Below are 20,818 nucleotides of genomic sequence, written 5' to 3'. Positions count from 1 at the left end.
ATGGCCGATCGTTAGGTTACGGCTATTTGAGGACCGCGGGCAGCGCGGCGAATTCCTGGCGGATCAGATCATCAAGCGAGCGACCCGGTGTTGACAGCCACTGGTTGAGGGCGCGCTCGACCAATAGCATCCCGACAGCCGCCAAGAGCCGGCATTCGCTGTCGGGTGCCGGCAATCGGCGTCGTTCGGCGATCACCTTGGCGACGGTCTCGGCGTTGGCCTCATGGTTTTTACGCTCGCGGCCCAGCAGCACCAGCGACGATGCAACCGCGTCGTGGTACTGCGCGATCCTTTTGCGAATGCGCTTGAGGCCCGGCGCCAGCAGGGCGAACGAATTGGCCAATGCCTCGAAATCGGATGCCTTCTCCGGTTGAGCCAGGTAGACGCCGCTGACCGCGTCGATGAAGTCGTACTCACCGAAGAAGAGCACCGACTCTTTGGTGGGGAAGTAGCGGAAGAAGGTTCTCGGTGAGACGCCGACGCTCTCCGCGATCTGGTCCGTGGTGGTCTCGTCGTACCCGTTCGTGCTGAACAGGTTCAGGGCGGCGTTGAGCAGAGCATTGCGGACCCGGTCCGCGTGCGCGTCGCGCGGTGATCGGTCGCCCCGGGCCATTGCCCAACCTCCTCCTGCGTACGACTGTCCTGACAGTACAACGATCACGGGTGAGGGCACATCGTTGACACCTGCCGTTGCACCAACGATACTTCCAATTTATGACAGTTGACTGTCAAACGACCCAAGCGCCGGCCGGCGCGGGGTAGAGAGGATCTCCGTCTCGATGACCGAGCTCGGCACAACCGGAACGTTCAACATCAACGATCTGCCCTTCGCGGAAGACCGCACGCGCGCGTGGCGCGAGCTGCGGGAGGCCGGTGAGGCGGTGAGCTCTGGCGAGGAGATTGTGCTCACCAGCGCCGAGGCTGTCGAGTTCGCGGCGAAGAAGCCTGAAATCTTCTCTTCGGCAAGGGCTTTTGACCGGCTGGGAAGTCCGGTTCCGTTGGTACCGATCGCGATCGATCCACCAGATCACACCCGCTTCCGGCGCATGCTCGACCCCTTCTTCAGTCCGAAGAAGATGGCCGAGCGTGAACCCGAGTTACGCCGGCAGGCCGGCGAATTGATCGATGCCATTGTTGCCCGCGGCGAGTGCGACGTGGTTCCCGATCTCGCGACACCGTTTCCTTCGCAGGTTTTTCTGACACTGTTCGGTCTGCCCATGGCCGACCGCGACCGGCTGGTGCAGTGGAAGGACGCGATTCTGCAGTTCACCGATCCGAGCAGCACCGAGGCGACCCCGGAGGTGATGGCTCATGCGCTGGAACTATTCAGCTATCTGACCGAGCACATCGCCGAGCGGCGCGCCGATGCGACCGGTGACGACATGCTCACCCAGCTGATCCAGGACACCGACGAAGGAGGAATGTCCGACAACGAAATCCTGGGTCTGTGCTTCATGTTCGTGCTGGCCGGCCTCGACACCGTTACCTCTGCCGTCGGGTTCTCCCTGGCCAGGCTGGCGGCCGACGACGACATGCGCCGGCGTATCGCGCACGACTTCACACTCATACCGGCATTCGTCGAAGAGATTCTGCGTGTCGACGGCCCGGTACCGTTCGCGCCACGTGTCACCACCGAGGAGGTGGAAGTGGCAGGCAGATTCGTGCCTAAAGACACCACGGTGATGCTCAGTTATGGCAGCGCCGACCGCGATCCGCGCCGATACGAGGATGCCGACGAGATTCACCTCGACAGCAAGGCCGTGCATTTCGCTTTCGGGCGTGGACCGCACCGCTGTCTCGGCTCACACCTGGCGCGTCTCGAGCTCCGCCTCATCCTCGAAGAGTGGCACTCACGCATCCCCGAATACACTCTTGCGCTGGGCAAGCCGCCACAGATGCCGTGGCCGACCGGGACGATGTCCCTGCAATCGGTACCGCTGTGCATCACGCCGCCGTCGGCGCGGCGCCAGTAATCTGGCACCTGCCGCGCAACGGCTCAGCCGACCTTCGGGATTATTTCCTCCGCTACCCATTGCATATGGTCGAGGTAGGCGTTAAGACCTTTCAGCTCCGGCGGATTCACCCAGGTATCCGTGACGCCGCGCTCGGCCAGCATGTTGCAGTTGTCGATCACCTGCTGGGCATTTTGGCCAAACTGCGCGTTGGGATCGTCGATGATGGCGTGCTCTTCACCAATGGACAGCACCGCCAGGCTGTAGAACAGGGAGAACGGCCGATCATCGAATTCCGGTTGTGAGCGCAGGTAATCCATCTTTGCCGGCAGTTCGTCGGGCTTGGTCAGCCACGGTGCCCAGCCGTCACCGAATTTGGCCGCTCGGCGCAACACCGCGTCGGCGTCTCCGCCCATCCACACCGTGGGGTGGGGCTTGGAGATGGGCTTGGGTCCGAACGCGACGTCGTCGAACTTGACGAACTCACCATCGAAGGTCGGCGAATCACTGTCCCACAACTCGAACATCGCGGCCAGACATTCGTCGGCGATGCGACCGCGCTTGTTGAAAGGAACGCCGATCGCGTCGTATTCGTCCTTGAGCCAGCCGACGCCGACGGTGGCCTGGGCCCGACCGCCGCTGAGCCAGTCGAGCGTCGCGATCGCCTTGGCCATGACGACAGGGTTGTGCAACGGCAGGATCGTCACCATCGAGCCGATGGTGATCGTCGAAGTGGCGCCCGCAATAAAGGCCTGAGCGGTGGTCGCGTCGAAATAGTGGTTACCGGAAAACTCGAGATGGCTAGTCGAGGTGAGGAAATGCTCGGGCAGGAACACCATCGAGTAACCCAACTGCTCCGCATGTTGAGCGACTCGGGCGATGTCGGCGCCGGTGAGGTGGTGTTCCCACGGCTGCGTGATCGCCGCGACGTGCATGCAGTTCGGCAGATTGACGGCGAATCTCATGTTGCGCCCTCCGATTCCATGGGCCGGTGGCGGACCGCCGACCGAATGATCCGACGGCACGTAGAGCGTGACCTCGATCATTATGACAGTCGGCTGCCAATCGTCAAGATCCAAGTGGCCAGCGTTCGAAGATCAAGATTGGTATACGCAGTGGCTCGTCCAGTGCGACAATCGACTAAAGCTTTGACAGTGAACTGTCAGTCGATACGATTAGGAGAACCATGCACACCGGCCCTGCGGTGCCATTGACCGATCCGATCCGAGGCAGCAGCGAGCCCAGCCGGCTCTGGACCCTGACGAACGTTGGCGAAGCGACGCCGGACATCCTCTCTCCGCTGTGCTGGTCACTCTGGGGGACCGGTGTCGAGTTCGCTTCCCGCGGCGGCCTCTACGACTTCGGAGTGCTGGGGTCATCGGCACTTCGGGTACCCGACGACCCGAATCAGTGGAGCACAGCCTGCTTCTTCGGCAGACAGGCTATGAACGTCGATCGCGCCCGCGAACTCGCCGGGTTGCTGCCCGGAATGACCGGGGATGACTTCGAACGCGACTTGTTGGGCGCAGTGCGGCCTGATGCGGCTCCGACCCGTAGCGACCCCCGCCGGTTACCGGCAGTCATCGTCAAGGCGCCGTTGGTGCTGGCACGAGCGCGGTCTGCTCCGCGCCGCCTACACCAGCGCCAGATGGACTGGTGGCGGGCAACCCTACTAACTGGACGATGGCCTGACCCGCGCAATCTGCTCACTGATTCCTCCTACCGGTTCAGTGCGGCGATGCGGGTGCATGTTCGTACTCGTCTCATCCTCAATGTGTTTCGCGCACAGGTCGAATCGATTGCCGTCAAGGCGGGTCGTGGTGATCTGGTGCCGGCGCTGTTGGCCGGGTATGGCGGCGTGATCGAAACCGAATTGGCCGATGACGTGTGGTCGTTGGGGCACGGCCGGATCACGTTAGACGAGTTTGTTTCTCGGCACGGTTTCCATGGTCCCAACGAGGGCAATGTGATCGGTCATTCGTGGCGGGAGGACCCAGACGCGGTCCTGCGTGCGGCCGCCGCGCACAGCGGCAGGCCCGAGTCCGACCGCCCGGCGGTGCGTGCAGAACGTGCAGCCGCGACGCGCCGGAAAGCCGAGGCCGGCTTGCTCTCAACGCTTCCCGCGGCGCGACGCCTGTTAGTGTGTCGCCTGCTGGCATCGACGGGGGCTCAGGTGCGAGCCGTAGAACTGACCAAGGCCGCGTTCTTGACCGCCGTTGACGGATGCCGCGCGGCAGCCGGCGGGTTCGGTGCTGAGCTGGTCGACGCCGGGACGCTGGATCGGGTTGACGACGCCTGTTACCTGACCGTGGACGAACTGCTGGCTCCGCTGCCCGCGAACGTGCGCGAATTGGTGGAGTTTCGCCGAACCCGGCGCGAGGAGTACCGGCGCCTTGAGGTTCCGTCGGTTTTCACCGGGATGCCGGAGGCCATCGAGCGGTCGAATGAGCCGCCTTCAGAGGATGCCGTCATTCACGGAACACCCGCAGGCCCAGGGATCTTCGAAGGCATCGTAAGAGTGGTGGTCGACCCGGAATCCCAAGACACCCTCGACGACGGCGAGGTACTGGTCTGCAAGTTCGTCGACCCTGGCTGGACCGCCTTGGTCTCGCTGGCGGGTGCCCTGGTAACCGACATCGGCAGTCCCGCCAGTCACGGGGCAATCGTCGCGCGCGAGCTCGGTATCACGTGCGTGGTCGGAACAGGCAACGGCACCACGGCATTACGCAGCGGCGACCTCGTGCGGGTGGACGGGACCACCGGTGAGATCGCGGTGCTGACCCGGTCCCGGTCCGCGGTGCAGAAGTGAGCGCGCTCTCTTCGGGTCTGCCCGCGGCCAAAGAGCAAGTCGTGACCAGTTGCCCGCCGGTGCCGGGCTGGACCGAGAATCTGCTATTCACGCCCTACGACCCTGGGCACGATATCGGCATGTGGCTGCATCTGGGCACAGTTGCCGACATGTGGGAGATGTGGGAGGACCGCGTCCTCATCGCGCTGCCCGCGGATCAGGGAGTGTTGTCCATGTGGGCGTATCACCGCACTGTGCCCGAGCGCCGGCCCGCGGGAGCCAATCTGGCTTTCCGGTGTGAAAAGCCGTTCTTGAAATGGCACATTACTTTTGACGGATTCTGTCTGCGGTCTCCCTATGACGCGATGCGCTCCGCACCATTGCCCGACGGGCCGAAGACCCACGTTCGCCTGGATCTGGAGGTGCACGGTGTGACTCCGGTGTGGGACGCCGAGGCCGGTCCGCCGACCGACTCGGGCGCCGGCATGGCCGAACAGAGCTGGGCCAGAGAACACTACGAGCAACTCACCCGTGTCGTCGGCGAGGTGACCGTAGGATCGGAGACCTTCCGGTTCGATGGTGGTGGCTGGCGCGATCATTCGCGTGGGCCACGCGGGGCCGACACTCTCAGCGACTGGGGCGGCCACGTCATCGCCGGGGGAGTCATGCCCAGCGGCCGCGCATTCGGGTTCTGCAGGTATTGGGCCCGCGACGGGCGTACCACGCTGCAGGGTGCTTACGCGGTCACCGACGGTTCACTGCGACACGTGACACTGGAGGAGATTCCGCCGCCGGCGGTGTTGCAGCGCGACGGTGAGCAATTTGGCTGCAAGCTCGACGGTCAACCTATCGAGGCCACCGTCTGCTCATCACTGTGGCTGTCGATGGCCGACGGCCTGCCCTATGGGCTGGTGAATCCGGCACAGGCCTACACCGTCAGCTGGGCCGAGGTGACGTGGGGCGGGGAGACCGGCTACGCCTACCTCGAGAGGTCGAGTCTCACCGACCCGCCGCCGCGTTGACTATGACAGTTGACTGTCATAGTGTGACGTAATCCCGGCCGTTGCGAAAGGTATCCGACGTGGCTCCGAATCTGTTCATAGCGCTCACCAACCCGATCGAGGGTCAAGATGACACCTTCAACAAGTGGTACGACGCTCAGCACTTGCCGGAGGTTCTCGACGTCCCGGGAGTTGTTGCCGCCCAGCGTTACGACATCGTCGAACTGAAAGTCCCGGACGACCAAGAGTTGCCCGCTCAGTTGCCGCCGCCGACACACCGCTACATGGTGATTTACGAGCTGGACAACGAACCCGACGTCGTGATGGCGGAATTCTTGAAACGGGTCATGGCCGGAACGCTGTCACTAGGGGAGTGGCTCGATCTGACCACCATCTCTCTCACCGGATGGGCGCCACGCGGCAAACGCGTTCTGGCGGACAGCTAGTGGGCGACTTACTTGCTGTCATCCACGCTCAACGCGCGTGTCGTCGTTTTGATCCGGACGGCAAGGTACCCGATTCCGACGTCGAGCAGATGCTCGCCGCCGCGGTGCACGCGCCGAGCGCGGAAAACACCCAGCCTTGGACGTTCATCGTAGTCCGCGACGACCGCAACCGCGCTCTCCTCGCGGCGTGGTGGACAGAAACATGGAACGCGGGCGGAGGTGACTTCGTCAAGCAGAGCGTCGAAGACAAGGCATTGGTTGCTGACCTCGAGTTCGGTTGCAGTCAAGGAGGTTTCGCCGCGGCGCCAGTGGTCATCGTGGTATGCGCTGACACGGACCGGGTGCCGGAGATCTATGCGCCGCCGTCGATCTACCCGGCTGTGCAGAATATGCTTCTGGCTGCCGCCGACCTTGGCTACGGTTCGTGTTTGACCACCGGCTTGACCACTTTTGGTGTCGACCAGGTGCGAGAGCTGTTGGAACTGCCGCAGAATCTGATCCCGATGGCCGCAGTCTATGTCGGTCTGCCCGCACGCAAGCTCGCACCGCCTCGCCGCCGCCCGGCCACATCGCTGACATGCCGCGAGCGGTTCGGTACACCCTGGTGAGCAGATTGGAGAGCCGCTGATGCCATTGGCGATCACCGAAGATCATCGCGCCCTCGCCAAAGTAGCGGCCGCAATGGTCGCCGGGCGTGCCGGCACCGCGGGCGCCCGCCGGATCCTGCTCGACCGTGACAAGAGCGACCGCTGGTGGTCCACCGACGGACTCTGGAAAGAGATGGTCTCCACCGGCTGGCTCGGCCTGCATATCGACGAACGATTCGACGGCCAGGGTTACGGTCTGCCTGAACTGACGATCGTGTTGGAGCAACTGGGCCGCGCGGCGATGGCCGGACCCTTCCTGCCCACGGTCGCAGTGTCTGCGGTGATCGCTGAAGCCGGGACGGACGGGCAGCGGCAACGGTGGTTGCCGCGGCTGGTGTCCGGTGACGTGATCACAGGGATCGGCACCGACGGCGGTGCTGTCGTTCGCGATTCGGCGGTCACTGCCGCAGCGGTACCGGCACTGGCCGAGTCAGGTGCGGACCTGTTTCTGCTTCCCGCCGGTGACGACCTGGTGCTGCTGGCAGCCGGTGAGGGCGTCAGCGTTCGGACTATCGAATCGGTAGATCGGCTGCTGGCCCCGGTGGTGGTACTCGGCCTGAACTCGGCACCGGTACTCGAGATCCTCCCGGGCGCGGCTGGGACGGCGACGCGGATCCTTCGACTGCTGGCCGCGGCCGAGGCAGTTGGCGGGTTGAGCGCGTGCACCGAGATGGCGACGGCTTACGCCGCCGGCCGCGAGCAGTTCGGCAGACCTATCGGCTCGTTTCAAGCAGTCAAACATCATTGCGCGAACATGCTGGTCGACACCGAACTCGCAGTCGCCGCTACCTGGGACGCGGCTCGTGCCGATGGTGCGGAGGCCGAGCTGGCCGCGACCATGGCGGCCGGACATGCGTTGACCGCTTATCAGCGGGTGGCCTTGCAGAACGTGCAGGTGCATGGCGGCATCGGGTACACCTGGGAGCACCACGCTCACCTCTACATCAGACGGGCTACCGTCCTGCAAACCTTCGCCGGCGACCAGGATGCGTTGCGGGACAAAGTCATCGCGCTGCAACGCGACGGCGTTCGCCGACGCCAATCGGTAGACCTGCCCGAGGGCGCCGAACAGTATCGCCAGGCCGCACTGGATTTCCGGTCAGAACTGGAGGCGGCCGACGCCGACGATCACCAAAGGCTCTGGGCGCGCAGCGGTTACCTTCAACCACATTGGCCCACTCCGTACGGCCGGGCCGCCGACAGCGTAGAGCAGCTCATCATCGAGGACACCCTGGACGGTTTGGATAAACCCAGTCTCGGCCTCGGTGAATGGGTGGTCCCAACGCTGCTGCAACACGGTAGCCCTGAACAAGTCGAGCGACTGATCTGGCCGAGCCTGGAGGGCGACCTGCGGTGGTGCCAGCTGTTCAGCGAGCCTGGCGCCGGCTCGGACGCCGCGGCGGTTGCTACCAAGGCCAGGCGGGTCGACGGTGGCTGGGTGGTCAACGGTCAGAAGGTGTGGACCAGTGATGCGGTGAACTGCCAACGCGGTCTGGCCACCGTGCGCACCGATCCGAACGTGCGCAAGCACAAAGGCATCACGGCGATGATCATCGACCTCGCCGACCCGGCCGTGCGCATTCGCCCGCTCACCGAGATCACCGGCGAGACGCTATTCAACGAAGTCTTCTTCGACGACGTTTTCGTGCCCGCTCGTGATGTGGTCGGCGGTGTCAACGACGGGTGGAGTGTAGCGATGGCTGCCTTCGGCAACGAACGCGTGTCGATCGGCGGCGGCTCGGTCACCATGACCGCCGGCGCTTTGATCGATCTGCTGGCCCGCCACCGGCCCGGCGACACTGGCATCGCCCGCGAGGTCGGTGCGTTGCTGATCGAGTCCTACACCTTGGCCACCCTGAATCTGCGACAGGCCGCCCGAGCCGTCTTCGACGCCGGACCCGGAGTCGAAGGCAACATAGCCAAATTGTTCGGAGCCGAGCACGCTCAGCGGGTGGCAGAGTTGGCGCTGCGAATTGCCGACCGGGCCATCCTGGTCGGAGAGGAACCCGACGTCGTACACGACTATCTGTTCAGCCGGTGCCTGACGATCGCGGGCGGCACGTCGGAAATTGTGAGAAACCTGGTCGCCGAACGCATTCTGGGCCTGCCGCGCGACCCGGCACCTAAGTAGATCGGAGAGACATATGGTTTGTGCCGTTGTCGGGATCGGCCGTACCGAGTATTCCCGCAACTCCGGCCGCACGACCCGCGGCATGGCCGTGGCTGCCTGCCGCGACGCCATCGCCGATGCCGGACTCACGACGGCCGATGTCGACGGTATCTGCACTTTCATGGCCAACGACTCCGAACAGCCGATCTACGTCGGCTGGGCGCTGGGCATCGACGAATTAGCTTGGGCCAACGCAATGTATGGCGGCGGCAATCTCGTGGCTGACCAAATCGCCACTGCTGCCGCGGTCATCGAGGCCGGTATGTGCAAGGCCGTGTTGGTGTATCGGTCGCTAAACGGACGCTCCGGCTATCGGTTCGGTCACATCGAGGGACCCATGCGGGTCCAGCACCACGACCAGTTCGACACAGCCTCCGGTTTCATGGTGCCGCCGCAATGGTTCGCCATGTGGGCTCGTCGGCACCAGCACGAGTTCGGCTCAACCAGTGAGGATCTCGGTCAGATCGCGATCACTCAACGACGCCACGCAGGGCCCAACGAGCACGCCCTGCGACGCGAACCGCTGACCATGGATGACTATCTGGCCGCCCGCTGGATCAACGAGCCGTTCCGGGTACTGGATTGCACATCCGAGGTTGACGGTGCGGTGGCGGTGCTGATTGTCGGGGAGGACATCGCCCGCAACACCAAGCAGCCCCCGATGTGGCTGGTCGGATCGTCGAATTCGCAGGGCGGCGCCGGTTGGAGCGAGTGGGACGACCCCACCGAGATGTACTCCCGCTCAGCGGGTCCCAAGGTCTGGGAAAAGACAGGCCTGAGTCCGTCGGACATGGATGTGGCCTGCATGTACGACTGCTTCACGTACACGGTGATGGCCACCATGGAGGGCTTCGGCTTTTGCGAGAAAGGCGAAGTCGGCAAGTTCTTCTCGACCGGGCGCGCCACCTACGGCGGAGACGTAGTGGTCAACCCGCACGGGGGGCTGCTGTCCGAGGGCTACATTCACGGCCTCAACCACCATTACGAGGCTGCACTGCAACTCCGCCACGCCGCCGGCGTGCGTCAGGTCGACGATGCCCAGCTCGCGCTGGTCACTGCCGGTGGAGGGCCATTCGGCGGCGCCAACGTCTACAGCAGGGAGAAGCCATGACGAGTCCAGCTCTGGTGGCACCGATTCCGGTGCCTGACCCCGATTCGGCGCCCTACTGGGAGGGTCTGAAGAACGGTTCGTTGATGTTGTGCCGCTGCGACGACACTGGGAAATGGATCCATCCGCCGTTGGAGCGCAGCCGGTACACCGGTGGCCCCGTGCACTTCGAGGAAGTCAGCGGGGACGGCACAATTTTCAGCTACATCGTCGTGCGCCAGGCCCTCGTTCCCGGTCGGGTGCCCCCGTATGTCGTCGGGCTCGTCGAACTGGTGGAGCAGCCGGGCTTGCGGATCAACGCGGTCATCGACGCGGATCCAGCCGACGTGCGAATCGGGCAGCGGGTGCAGATGCGTATCGTCGACCTCGGTGACACCGGTTATCGCATACCGGAATTCGTGATCAAGTAGGCGCCCGCGATGACAACTGATCAAAAGCCCGTCGGCGCGGTTGACCGCCGGGGTTCGGCAGAAGGTGCGCACCGGCCGGAACACATGGCGACGCATGTTCTTCCGCTGCATCGGTGCAGTCCGGAGCTGAGTCACGAGGTCGGTGGCAAGGCTACCGGCCTCGGGGCGCTGACCAAGCAAGGTTTGTCGGTTCCGCCAGGGTTTGTCGTCACTGTGAGCGCCTACCGCGAGGCAGTTGCCGCCGCAGGAGTCGCGCCACGCATCGCGGAATCACTGGCGACAACGGGCACCGACCGGGACCGGTCGGCGGCAACCATGACGCTGTTCGACCAAGTCACCCTGCCGGAGAGCCTCGCTGTCCAAGTTGTGGAGGCTTACGCCCAGATGGGTGGCGGGCCGGTAGCGGTGCGGTCCAGCGCGATTGCCGAAGACACGGCCGAGGCGTCGTTTGCCGGTCAGCAAGATACCTATCTGTGGATCGAGGGTGCGCCCGCGCTGCTCGAGGCCGTTGTGCGTTGTTGGGCGAGTCTTTACACACCGCGGGCGATCGCGTATCGCCGGCGGTTCAACGTGGCTTCCGTTGACGTGGCGATGGCGGTCGTTGTTCAGCGAATGGTGCCGGCAGTCGCAGCGGGCGTGACGATGACGTTGGAGCCGGTGACGGGAGACCGTGGCCAGATCTTTGTCGCGTCGGCCCTAGGCCTGGGTGAAGGCGTGGTCAATGGCGACGTGGAATCCGATAGCGCCTGGGTCGACAAGGCCCGCATGTGCGTGCGCAAGCGAAAGATTGCGCGCCAGACTCGCGCTCATCGGTACGAAAACGGGGCGGTCAGAATTGTCCATCTCGCCCCCGGCGAGGGTGATGCACCCAGCATCGATGACGACACGCTGCTCAAGGTCGCACGCCTCGCCCTACAAATCGAGCAGAACGCCGGGTACGCCGTGGATGTTGAGTGGGCCGTGGACGCCGACGGCGAGGTTCACCTGCTGCAGGCCAGGCCGGAGACCGTCTGGAACAACCGATAGGGCCGAACTTCGAGGATTGCGCGCCAAATGTCTTGCGCCACTGCACCGGTGACCGGCCGACGTGGCCGACGACCAAGGAAGTTGGTGCTGTTCCTCAGCTCAACAACTTGCCGGTGCCGAGATCCGAATAGGCCTCGGCGAAGCGGCCAAGCACAGCACGCACGATCTCGACGGAATACATCTGATCGGGCGTAATGGCCCACATGCAAAACCCCCACGCCGGACTCTGCCGATAGGCGGTCCACATCTGCTCGCGATCCGGCACGGACGAGACGCCGGCATCGAGCAGTCGCCCGCGGTAGTTGTCGAGCAGTTCACGCTCGTGCTCGCGACGCGAAGCAGGCGGCAGCGCGCCGATCAATGCGTATCCGACGTCGTGGGACCACGAGCCCCGCCGCACCAACTGCCAGTCCAGTAGCCCCACTCGGCCGTCGGGGAGAACATATGTGTTGCGCGGGTGCGGGTCCCCGTGCAACAGCGTGATCGGATCGTGAGCCACGCGATCCTGCAGGGTCCAGAACGCTGCCTCCATACTGTCCATGTCGGCGCCGGTTGCGTTGAGAAGCTCCCGCTTATAGGGAATGTCGATGAACGCACGGATAATCGCGAATCCATTGGTGCGCAGGAATTCTGCGAACCCTCCGGTGACGGGATGCTGCAGCCACGCCAGGTCGCCGCGCCCATCGAGCCTCGGATTCGCCCAGAACGCGGCGTGCACACGGCTCAACGTCGCCAGCAGCTCGTCGACCTGCTCGACGGGCAGACCGGCCTCCGCGTCGGGCACCCGCGCTCCGCGCATCGTGATGTCTTCGCCGATCACCAAGAACTGTGACGGTCCGTCGAGATGTTCAGCGAAGTAGGTCGTCATGGTCTCGACGTCGAGATCGTCACGAAGATTGCGATAGAACTTCGTCTCGTCATCCAACATAACCGTCCCGCCGCCGCCCTCCGATAGCGACTCGTCGACCGCGGCGGGAAGATCGTGCACCGTGCCAAGTTGTGTCTTGACGAAAAGCTTTGAAGGTAAGCCGGTGTCGTCATCGGCGTAGTCCACGTCGAGGTGGATGTGTGAGGTGGTCCCTTGCCAGGCGGTCCGGACCCGCACGTCGGTGACCGTCACCGCGGGCCGGTGGCGACGCAGCAGCGAGGTCAGAACGGCTGGTGTCAGGTCCGCGGGCGAGCGCAGCGTGACGGGCAAGGCTTGGCTGGTCATCTCACGTCCTCATCGACGGTTTGACAGTTGACTGTCACATTAGCAGCATCTGGCCCAGGGACGTGATCAGTTTTTGACCGGCCGAAACAACGGCAACCACACCCGGCTTTCTTCCTCGCCCGACAACGCGGTCCAGTCTTCGAAAAAAACTTCGACGGCCATCCCGACGCTGATCTCGTCTGGGGCAACGTCGACCACGTTCGAAATCAGCCGTGTATCGGGCTCCTCCGCAAGCTCGACCATCGCCACGATGTATGGCGGTTCGTAACCGGGAATCCAATTCTGGCGGTTGACTGTATACGCCGCCACGGTGACTCGCCCCGAAACGCGTTCCGGCGCAACGTGAGTGCTTCTGCAGCGCCAGCAGGACGGCCCGGGCGGATGGAAGAAGTGGCCGCAATCGTGGCACCGGCTGATCAGCAGCTCGCCGTTACGCCCGCCCGTCCAGAACGGCCGCGACTCGGCGGTCGGACTAGGTGCCAAACGCAACTGGGGGCGTTGATAGGTCACGATCCGACCAACGATCGACCGATGACCAGCCGCTGAATCTGGTTCGTGCCCTCGAAGATCTGGGTGATCTTGGCTTCGCGCATGTAGCGCTCGACACGGTAATCCCTGGTGTATCCGTAGCCGCCGAAGACTTGGACGGCGTCGGTGGTGACCTTCATCGCGGCGTCGGTGGCGATCAGTTTCGCCACGGAGGCGTTGCGGGAGTATGGCAGTCCCGCGTCTCGGCGCCGCGCAGCATCCAGGTACGTGGCGCGAGCGGAGTCGACCGCGGCGGCCATGTCGGCCAATTGGAACGCCAAGCCTTGATGATCGATAATCTTGCGGCCGAACGTTGTTCGCTGCTGGGCGTAAGAAGCCGCTTCGTCGAGCGCGGCCTGCGCCAGCCCGACGGCTACCGCGGCGATGCCCAGACGGCCCGAATCCAATGCACTGAAGGCGATCTGGAGACCTTGCCCCTCGGCACCGATCCGACGTTGCTCGGGGACGAACGCATCGTCGTAGTGTGCCGTAGTAGTCGGGATGGCGTGCAGACCCATCTTCTCCTCGGGTTTGCCGAACGTAAGGCCGTCGGTGCCCTTATCGACCAGAAAGCACGAAATACCCCGTCCGCCTTCGCCTGTGCGAGCGAATAGGTTGTAGAAATCAGCTATGCCGCCGTGGGTGATCCAGGCCTTGGCGCCATTGACGCGGTAACCGCCGTCGGTCGCAGTGGCCTTGCAGTTCAGAGCGGCTGCATCGGAACCGGCTTGCGGCTCGGACAAGCTGTAGGCGCCGATCGTGTTACCACCCAGCATGGTCGGCAGCCACTGCTGTTGTTGCTCGTCGGTGCCGAACGCAATCAACGGATGGCAGGACAGCACATGGACACTGACAGCCACAGCGACTGCGGCCCATCGAGCTGCCAGTTCCTCGAGAACCTGAAGGTACACCTCGTAGGGTTGTCCGCCGCCACCCCATTCCTCCGGATGCGGCAATGTCAATAGCCCCGTCTCACCCAGCGTCGCGAAGACGCCGTCGGGATAGGTCTCGTTCTTTTCGTGCTCGTCGACGATCGGATCGAGTACCTTGTCCGCGACATCACCAGCTAGCTGGACTAATTCGCGTGCCTCGGGCGTCGGCAGCAGGCGCTCGACAGTCATGGACGGCCGTCCTGCCACTCGCAGCCGGTTAATTCCGCAGAGAGATTCCAGAGCCGTCGTGCGCTGTCTGCGTCGCGGGCCTTCTCTCTGAGCTTGGTGGGCTTCGGCTTTCCCCACTGATGCATCAAGCCGCGCGGCGCGATGTAGGTGCCGTTGGGCAGCGTCGTGGTAATCGCCTGAATAGTCGAGCGGGCGCCGTCGGATGGGCTCTGCGCGATATGTGGCGAGAGCACCCGGCCCGCCCACTGCAACACGCCTGAACCGTTGCGGGTGATCCCGGTGTCGGTCATGCCGGGATCGGAGGCGTAGGCGGTCGTACCGCGGGCCACCAATTCGCGCACGAACAACAGGTTCGCCAGCTTGGACTCCCCGTACGCCGACCACGGGTTGTAGCGGCGACGGTGGTAGTTGAGGTCATCGAAGTGCATGCGGGCGGTGCTGTAATTGGTGCTTGCTACCGCCACCACCCGATCGCGGATCCGGCCGCCAAGCAGGCATGTCAACGCGAAATGGCCTAAGTGATTGATGCCCATATGAGCCTCGAAGCCGTCGGCCGTGCGGGTCAGCGGCAAGCCCAACACACCGGCATTGTTCACCAACACATCGACGTAGTCGACGGTGTCGGCGAACTTGCGCACGCTGGTGAGGTCGGCCAGATCCAGCTCGCACACCGCGACGTCGCCGGGCATCGACGCCGCGGCTTGGTGCGCCTTCGTCAAGGAGCGGCAGGCGATGACCACGTCGTGGCCGGCAGCGGCCATTGCGTGCGCGGTCGCCTTCCCGACGCCACTGTTTCCGCCGGTGACAATGATCCGCACGCAGCCGGCCCTCCTTTGAGCCTTGAGACATTTCACGTAAACAGTAAACTATTTTTCGTTTTGGTGAAATGGCTAGGAGAGACGACGCGATGGCCTTCCGCCCGACGAGTCCGGTTCCCCCGCTCGGATGAAGTGGCTGGACCGAATCTGCGCTGTCCACGAGCGCAATGAACGTCCCGTTGTCATCGGTACAGCGGGTTCCGTCACTGGCCGCGAACTGATCGGCATGAGCGTCACAGCTGCGGACCTGCTCGTCGATCTCGACGTGCAGCCAGGTCAGCCCATCCCTGGGTTGCTCACCACCAACGCCGATGCGCTGCCATTGCTGTTCGGCGGTGCCGCCGCCAACCGACCACTCGCTCCGCTCGGACCGAGGCAGACCGCTGCGGAGTTGGCCGAAACGGTGCGCCGGAGCCGCTCGCCCGTCCTTCTCGCCGACGCGGCGTTCGCCGAGACGGCTCGGCAGGTCGCCGACGCGGTTGGGATACGGGTGGTGTCAATATCTTCCCTGCCAGTGTCCAGGCGTCCGTTGCATCCGGAACCAGCTCCCACGGCAATCTACCTGCACACCGCGGGAACAACCGGAGTTCCCAAAATGGTCCCGCTCACCGAGCGAGTGCTCGGCGCCCGCGCCAAGCTGCTACGCCGCTTGATCGGAATCGGCCCCGACGATCGCTATGCCACCGGCTCACCGTTGCAGCACATCGGGGGACTGGGCAACGTCCTGGTAGCGCTCACGGCCGGGGCAGCGGTTATCCCCACCAACAGATTCTCCTTCGACTGGTGGCGCAACCTCAAGCAACTCCAGGCCACCCACTGCCTGCTCGTGCCGACCATGATCGAGATGTTGCTCAGCGAGCGGCTTCTCGACGCAGTTCCGCTTAAGACATTGATCTATGGGACTTCGCCGATCACCGTCGAGACGTTGCGACGGGTCCTTGACGTGCTGCCAGACGTCGACATGGTCAGTCTCTACGGCCAAACCGAGGGCAGCCCGATCACCAGCCTGAGCCCAGACGATCATCGAATGGCCGCGGTCAAAAATCCCGAGATCCTGTACAGCGTCGGTCGGCCGGTGAGCGGGCTCCGTCTGCGAATCGACGAGCCGGACCGAGCAGGAATTGGCGAAGTGTTCGCCGCCGCGGCGCACCTTTCCGCCCAGGCCGCCGATGGATGGTTGCACACCGGTGATCTGGGTGCGATGGATGCCGACGGTTATCTCCGTCTTTGCGGTCGTCGACACGACATGGTGGTTCGCGGTGGGGAAAACATCTATCCGCTCGAAGTCGAGAATGTGCTCAGCGCTCACCCCGCGGTTGCCGCGGTCGGCGTTGTGGGCGTGCCAGACCCGCGACTCGGAGAAACCTTGGCCGCGTTCATAGTTCCGACAGACTTGGCTCATCCCCCACGGCCCCAGGAGCTAGGGTCCTTCGCCCGGGTCAAGCTCGCCGACTTCAAGATTCCGCAGTATTGGTATTCGGTCGCCGAGCTGCCGCTCAGTAGTGCCGGCAAGGTCGTTCGCGCCACACTTCGGGCGGCACATCTTGCGCGTCAGCACGATGCATCAACGTGAGTTACACGCTGGACCAGGAGGAGGGGGCGTCGCATTCCCGAGGATTTGGCGAAGACGCAACCGTCGGAGCTCTACCCGTTGGCATTTCGCCGAAGGCAATCCCGACCAGCCCCAGCTAGTGGCTGGTCTGGCTCGACTTCTATCGTGAGATCCCTGGACCTTATCCGTTATATAGTTTAACGTCTTGATCTATGCCCATCGCCGTGCGAAACTGGTCGGCTCAACAGGTGGACCGAGGGGCACATCTCATGGGCCTGATTGTGGCGACGCTGGCCATTTGGTTCGAGCCGCCAGCCATGAAGAGTCGGAAATCGCTAGTCGCTTTGATCGTCGGCGCAGTTTCCGTCGGCGGGTTTCTGTTAACGCCACCGCCGCGGGTACATGCCGCTCCCGCACCCGAGGTCGAGTACGTCTACGACGTGGTGGTGCGGCGGCATTACGGATTTCCTGACAACGACGCGCTCAGCTACGGCCACGGAATTTGCGATAAGGTCGGCCGGGGGGAGGGCTACGGGCAAGTCATGGGTGACGTCAAGAGTGATGTCACCCCCAACGACGAGTTCGCGGCTAATTATCTGGTCTCGTACGCGGTCAACTTGCTTTGTCCTGAGCTGATATGGCAGCTGCGGAACTCGGCGGCTGGCTACCAACCGCCGGACGGCGCAGCCGCGGCCGGTACCTATTACTGAGTCCGTCTTCTCGTACTGAGTCAGAGGGTTGACTGTCCCGGCGCTCGACGTGACGTCGGGTGGTCGACACCTTGATCGTAAGGTCCTTCGTGACTATTCGATCGCCGCCGTCCGGGGGTACTAATTCCGGTGACCGATCAACACCTTCCGCATCAAGCGCGACGCACCCGCATCCGAACCAGTGACGTCGCCGCAACGATCCGCTAGGTGCGCAATTCGCTTCAAAGGTGGTTCCGCCATATCCCTCCAAGGATCGGCGTAATTTCGCCGCGCGCACACGAAACAATATCCTGTGTTAGCAGCCAGTTAAACTGCTGCGCACCATCGGCTTTCGGTTACTACAGGCCGGGACGCGATCGAGGTGACGACAATCAGAGTTGTCGGGTGAGGTCTCGGACAGAAGTAGTGCGATTTGAGCGCTTCAAAAGGTCAACGTACAGCGTCAAATTCGCTTTGCCGCACGAAGACTGGTGGCACACTCTAGAAATGCAAGAACGACGGAAGCGAGGGCCAGGACGCCCGCTCGCCGTGAATGCCGATGAGACGCGGCTGCGGATCATGGAAGCCGCCTTTACAGTCTTCAGCGAACGCGGTTACGACGGCGCAACGTTCCAGGCCATCGCTGAACGCGCTGACTTGACCAGACCGGCCATCAATCACTACTTCTCGAGCAAGCGGGTGCTTTATCGCGAGGTGCTGAGGGCCGCCAACAAATCTATCCTCGAGGCCGTTATTAGTCGGGCAGAATGCGAGAACACGTTTGTGGCACGCCTGACCGCGTTAATCGACGCGGCGGGCAGAGCGAATTCCACGAATGCCGCCGGATCGGCATTCCTAATCACAGCCATACTTGAATCGCAACGTCATCCGGAATGGAAGAGCGTTGAGAACGCTTCCGTACGGATCACTCGGGAATTTCTTATGCGCGGTGTCAATGACGCGATCGAGCGCCACGAGGTCGCAGCGGATATCGATGCGCCGGCCTTGGTCGAGACGCTGATGGTCGTGCTTTGTGGGGTGGGCCTATATGCGGGTTATGTCCGTAGCCACCAGGTGACGTCGACCGTCATCGACATGGTCCAGCAACTTCTGGAAGGCGGGCTCTGGCGATCAACCGAGAAGACGACCGTCGTGCAGCCGCCCGACACTCCGGTGCCAAGCAATGCGTGAAGGACCAATGACCCTCACCGCACTCGCCGCTAATGCCTGCCACAGATCGCCGCGCTGACTTCGTGTGAGCCGACGGGTCATGTCCCATTGCTTGCGGTGGCTGAGTATCTGCCTTGAGCTCATTTGTCTGAATTCTGCGCCACGGCGCACGGCGAACTTATCGGCGCAGCACTGCGCGAGGGAATGCTGGCACGGATCGTTGATGCTCGGGGACCCGCCCTTCGCCTGCCGAAGAAGAGAGGCGCATGCCGCACCGGTCCCGCTCACATGGACCTGACCGACGGCCATCGTCGCCTACTACTTCGACATGAACATTAAATTCCGGGCTTGGCGCCGGTTTAGGGCGGTTTGCTGTATAGAGGAATGGTCGGTGATAAGGGAGGGGAGCCATGGCGGGTAGGGCATGACATCCGGCGAATCGGCTGCACCAAGTGTCGACTCCCCGGTGGGGGATGATGAGATCGCCGCCTTCGCCGGCATACAGGCAGACGACACAGGGACCGCTACCTTTCAGCGATTCGAATGGCAAGCCAAGCTCGCCGTGCGAGCTTGGCTGCTACTACTCACAGATGCTGCGATGCTTGCAGTTGTCTGCGAACACCTCGAAGACCTCGCCATTGTTGAGACGACCGGCTTCCGGTTTGCCCAATTGAAGACCCGCGACAAAGGGTCATGGAGTACGGCCAAGATTTGCGCGAAACACCATGCCGTAGACCGCCTGGCAACTTCGTACCTGGCCGCGGAAGCGGCCGGAATCGTGCACCTTTCTCGCTTCGAGGTCTGGCTCGAAGGCCCGCCATCAGAGGAAAGGGAAACTACTGCGTTCTTTGCCGACCCGACTTCAGCCACGGCAGCGATAAAGAGGAAGATTCGAGAATTTGGGCTAAACGGCGCGAAACTCAGCGATTTCCTCGAGCGCTTATCGATTCATTGCCACCAGCCACATCGTCAGACTATCGACGCGGTGGTGATACGGACGATTGGCGCGCTCTGGCCCGCGCTCACAATGGGTGAGGTCGAGCATCTCTACGAGGACCTCCTGTCGGTGGCCGAGTCGGCGCAGCGTGCCGAGCTACCTCCGCTGAACATGATGGAAGCACTTCGCGCGGCTCAATCGGAACCGGTGAAGAGTTCGGTCTGGGATCCGGTAGCACTGAAGCTGTTGTTGCCGGCACAACTAAGGGCGGTCTGCCCGCCGCTCTCCGCTGACGGCATAGGGGATCTCCTCACCCGTGCGGCCGCCGGCGAGGCGTCGGTGCTAGAACTGAAACTTGCTCGAGCAGGCGCAACGACTAGCACTATTCAGTCCGCGCTGCTGGCACGTGCTGATGCGGATGTAGTCGCGACCAAAGGTCGCGCTTCAGGCGTGATTACAGATGTCGCGGAGGACGCCCTCGATAAAAGACTGCTAACGATGGCGGGATCGGTTGCTGCGGTCGCGGCGTCAACCGCCGGCACGATCCAGCGGCCCGCTGAATTCATTTATCACTCCCTGATAAGTAACGCAGCCAACACGGCGGCGCTCGACGTCGACAACCTTTACAGAAGGGATCACCGTCTGATAGTCGGTCATCTGTGCGGTGTCTCTGATCAGTGTCGCTATGGCTGGGGCATGACGTGACCGAGCCAGGGAGCGTATATCCTGGCCAGAGAGCCGATCTCGGCAAGAACAGATACCGCGCAACGCGAGAAGCCGAAGCGCGAGTACTTCTGCTGATAGACGAGTTCAGTCGTAAGACGACCGGTACGCGCACTCTTGAGGGTCGCGTCAAGCTCGCCAAGTTGGACTTCCTCTTGAGGTATCCCGCGCACTTAGCGACACTGTTGGTCAGACGGGGCATTAGTGAATCAGTGCGGAAAGGCCTAGACCTGCAGGACAGCCCGCTGGAATCGAGAATGATGCGGTATCGCTACGGCCCTTGGGACCCGAGCTATTTCGCCGTACTCGGATCTCTGGTAGGTCGGGGGCTTGTCGAGGTCGTACCAGCGCAAGGTACAAGCGCACTTGGCTACCGGACCACCGACAGCGGTGCTGCGCTTGTGGTTGTTCTCAAGGATGATGGCGCGTTCGATGACCTAATTGGGCGAATCAAGTTGCTACGTAGGCACCTTGACCTTACTGGAGAAACACTAAAAAGGTTGCTCTACGACCTACCTG

At 63.0% G+C, this 20,818-nt stretch carries 19 protein-coding genes; 13 read left to right on the top strand and 6 right to left on the bottom strand.

Annotated elements, in window-relative coordinates; genetic code table 11:
* Positions 1–22: 22 nt before the first annotated feature.
* Positions 23–613, bottom strand: coding sequence for a TetR family transcriptional regulator (locus BRW65_RS14580; RefSeq protein WP_036473862.1), 591 nt, complete (start codon positions 611–613; stop codon positions 23–25).
* 166 nt (positions 614–779) lie between these two features.
* On the opposite strand from BRW65_RS14580, the gene BRW65_RS14575 reads away from it, so the two are divergent.
* On the top strand, positions 780–1,973 hold the full coding sequence (locus tag BRW65_RS14575) for a cytochrome P450 (protein ID WP_073875740.1): 1,194 nt from the start codon (positions 780–782) through the stop codon (positions 1,971–1,973).
* Positions 1,974–1,996: 23 nt separating this feature from the next.
* Here BRW65_RS14575 and BRW65_RS14570 read toward each other — a convergent pair whose 3' ends face one another.
* A complete protein-coding gene (locus BRW65_RS14570; RefSeq protein WP_044488584.1) occupies positions 1,997–2,917 on the bottom strand; it encodes a TIGR03619 family F420-dependent LLM class oxidoreductase in 921 nt (306 codons plus the stop codon).
* A 221-nt stretch (positions 2,918–3,138) separates the two neighbouring features.
* Here BRW65_RS14570 and BRW65_RS14565 point away from each other — a divergent pair, with 221 nt between their 5' ends.
* From BRW65_RS14565 to BRW65_RS14530, 8 genes are read left to right on the top strand one after another with little or no spacing between them, the layout of a single operon-like run.
* Positions 3,139–4,761: a PEP-utilizing enzyme gene (locus tag BRW65_RS14565; protein WP_073875738.1), complete on the top strand. Its 1,623-nt coding sequence runs from the start codon at positions 3,139–3,141 to the stop codon at positions 4,759–4,761.
* A complete protein-coding gene (locus BRW65_RS14560; RefSeq protein WP_073875736.1) occupies positions 4,758–5,762 on the top strand; it encodes a 6-phosphofructokinase in 1,005 nt (334 codons plus the stop codon). The genes BRW65_RS14565 and BRW65_RS14560 overlap by 4 nt, the downstream gene beginning before the upstream one ends.
* A gap of 59 nt (positions 5,763–5,821) precedes the next feature.
* Positions 5,822–6,187, top strand: a complete 366-nt coding sequence (locus BRW65_RS14555) for a DUF4286 family protein (RefSeq protein WP_044488583.1) — start codon at positions 5,822–5,824, stop codon at positions 6,185–6,187.
* Complete coding sequence (locus BRW65_RS14550) at positions 6,187–6,795, top strand: nitroreductase family protein (protein ID WP_073875734.1); 609 nt, start codon at positions 6,187–6,189, stop codon at positions 6,793–6,795. The genes BRW65_RS14555 and BRW65_RS14550 overlap by 1 nt, the downstream gene beginning before the upstream one ends.
* A 19-nt stretch (positions 6,796–6,814) precedes the next feature.
* Positions 6,815–8,965, top strand: a complete 2,151-nt coding sequence (locus BRW65_RS14545; RefSeq protein ID WP_073875732.1) for an acyl-CoA dehydrogenase — start codon at positions 6,815–6,817, stop codon at positions 8,963–8,965.
* 13 nt (positions 8,966–8,978) lie between these two features.
* Complete coding sequence (locus BRW65_RS14540; RefSeq protein ID WP_073875730.1) at positions 8,979–10,115, top strand: thiolase C-terminal domain-containing protein; 1,137 nt, start codon at positions 8,979–8,981, stop codon at positions 10,113–10,115.
* Positions 10,112–10,522 carry a Zn-ribbon domain-containing OB-fold protein gene (locus tag BRW65_RS14535; RefSeq protein WP_073875728.1) on the top strand — a complete coding sequence of 137 codons (411 nt, stop codon included), beginning with the start codon at positions 10,112–10,114 and terminating at the stop codon, positions 10,520–10,522. The genes BRW65_RS14540 and BRW65_RS14535 overlap by 4 nt, the downstream gene beginning before the upstream one ends.
* Before the next feature lie 9 nt (positions 10,523–10,531).
* Complete coding sequence (locus BRW65_RS14530) at positions 10,532–11,548, top strand: PEP/pyruvate-binding domain-containing protein (RefSeq protein ID WP_084187824.1); 1,017 nt, start codon at positions 10,532–10,534, stop codon at positions 11,546–11,548.
* Between the two features lie 94 nt (positions 11,549–11,642).
* On the opposite strand, the gene BRW65_RS14525 is transcribed toward BRW65_RS14530, so the two are convergent.
* From BRW65_RS14525 to BRW65_RS14510, 4 genes are all read right to left on the bottom strand, one after another.
* Positions 11,643–12,761, bottom strand: a complete 1,119-nt coding sequence (locus tag BRW65_RS14525) for a phosphotransferase (RefSeq protein ID WP_073875726.1) — start codon at positions 12,759–12,761, stop codon at positions 11,643–11,645.
* A 66-nt stretch (positions 12,762–12,827) separates the two neighbouring features.
* Positions 12,828–13,271, bottom strand: coding sequence for a Zn-ribbon domain-containing OB-fold protein (locus BRW65_RS14520; RefSeq protein ID WP_073875724.1), 444 nt, complete (start codon positions 13,269–13,271; stop codon positions 12,828–12,830).
* On the bottom strand, positions 13,268–14,410 hold the full coding sequence (locus tag BRW65_RS14515) for an acyl-CoA dehydrogenase family protein (RefSeq protein WP_044486445.1): 1,143 nt from the start codon (positions 14,408–14,410) through the stop codon (positions 13,268–13,270). The genes BRW65_RS14520 and BRW65_RS14515 overlap by 4 nt, the downstream gene beginning before the upstream one ends.
* Complete coding sequence (locus BRW65_RS14510) at positions 14,407–15,228, bottom strand: SDR family NAD(P)-dependent oxidoreductase (protein WP_073875722.1); 822 nt, start codon at positions 15,226–15,228, stop codon at positions 14,407–14,409. Before BRW65_RS14510 ends, BRW65_RS14515 begins: the two co-directional genes overlap by 4 nt.
* A 127-nt stretch (positions 15,229–15,355) precedes the next feature.
* Here BRW65_RS14510 and BRW65_RS14505 point away from each other — a divergent pair, with 127 nt between their 5' ends.
* The 4 genes from BRW65_RS14505 (at position 15,356) to BRW65_RS14490 (ending at position 20,281) form a co-directional block, all read left to right on the top strand.
* On the top strand, positions 15,356–16,801 hold the full coding sequence (locus BRW65_RS14505; protein ID WP_073875720.1) for a class I adenylate-forming enzyme family protein: 1,446 nt from the start codon (positions 15,356–15,358) through the stop codon (positions 16,799–16,801).
* Positions 16,802–16,992: 191 nt separating this feature from the next.
* Complete coding sequence (locus tag BRW65_RS14500; protein WP_244168091.1) at positions 16,993–17,490, top strand: DUF732 domain-containing protein; 498 nt, start codon at positions 16,993–16,995, stop codon at positions 17,488–17,490.
* Between the two features lie 486 nt (positions 17,491–17,976).
* A complete protein-coding gene (locus BRW65_RS14495) occupies positions 17,977–18,660 on the top strand; it encodes a TetR/AcrR family transcriptional regulator (RefSeq protein WP_073875718.1) in 684 nt (227 codons plus the stop codon).
* A gap of 403 nt (positions 18,661–19,063) precedes the next feature.
* Positions 19,064–20,281, top strand: a complete 1,218-nt coding sequence (locus BRW65_RS14490; protein WP_084187823.1) for a dsDNA nuclease domain-containing protein — start codon at positions 19,064–19,066, stop codon at positions 20,279–20,281.
* Positions 20,282–20,818 lie beyond the last annotated feature (537 nt).

Origin of the sequence: Mycobacterium paraffinicum, from assembly GCF_001907675.1 — a bacterium.
Lineage (GTDB): Bacteria > Actinomycetota > Actinomycetes > Mycobacteriales > Mycobacteriaceae > Mycobacterium > Mycobacterium paraffinicum_A.
Note: the sequence above shows the minus strand (reverse complement) of the source record. Positions and strands in the feature narration are given on the sequence as shown.

Bases quoted from the DNA above. Each gene is read 5' to 3' on its own strand.
- BRW65_RS14545 (WP_073875732.1), top strand. From the start codon at position 6,815: ATGCCATTGGCGATCACCGAAGATCATCGCGCCCTCGCCAAAGTAGCG.
- BRW65_RS14515 (WP_044486445.1), bottom strand. From the start codon at position 14,410: ATGACTGTCGAGCGCCTGCTGCCGACGCCCGAGGCACGCGAATTAGTC.
- BRW65_RS14500 (WP_244168091.1), top strand. From the start codon at position 16,993: ATGCCCATCGCCGTGCGAAACTGGTCGGCTCAACAGGTGGACCGAGGG.
- BRW65_RS14580 (WP_036473862.1), bottom strand. From the start codon at position 613: ATGGCCCGGGGCGACCGATCACCGCGCGACGCGCACGCGGACCGGGTC.
- BRW65_RS14570 (WP_044488584.1), bottom strand. From the start codon at position 2,917: ATGAGATTCGCCGTCAATCTGCCGAACTGCATGCACGTCGCGGCGATC.
- BRW65_RS14575 (WP_073875740.1), top strand. From the start codon at position 780: ATGACCGAGCTCGGCACAACCGGAACGTTCAACATCAACGATCTGCCC.
- BRW65_RS14525 (WP_073875726.1), bottom strand. From the start codon at position 12,761: ATGACCAGCCAAGCCTTGCCCGTCACGCTGCGCTCGCCCGCGGACCTG.
- BRW65_RS14535 (WP_073875728.1), top strand. From the start codon at position 10,112: ATGACGAGTCCAGCTCTGGTGGCACCGATTCCGGTGCCTGACCCCGAT.
- BRW65_RS14530 (WP_084187824.1), top strand. From the start codon at position 10,532: ATGACAACTGATCAAAAGCCCGTCGGCGCGGTTGACCGCCGGGGTTCG.
- BRW65_RS14505 (WP_073875720.1), top strand. From the start codon at position 15,356: ATGAAGTGGCTGGACCGAATCTGCGCTGTCCACGAGCGCAATGAACGT.
- BRW65_RS14490 (WP_084187823.1), top strand. From the start codon at position 19,064: ATGACATCCGGCGAATCGGCTGCACCAAGTGTCGACTCCCCGGTGGGG.
- BRW65_RS14540 (WP_073875730.1), top strand. From the start codon at position 8,979: ATGGTTTGTGCCGTTGTCGGGATCGGCCGTACCGAGTATTCCCGCAAC.
- BRW65_RS14565 (WP_073875738.1), top strand. From the start codon at position 3,139: ATGCACACCGGCCCTGCGGTGCCATTGACCGATCCGATCCGAGGCAGC.
- BRW65_RS14495 (WP_073875718.1), top strand. From the start codon at position 17,977: ATGCAAGAACGACGGAAGCGAGGGCCAGGACGCCCGCTCGCCGTGAAT.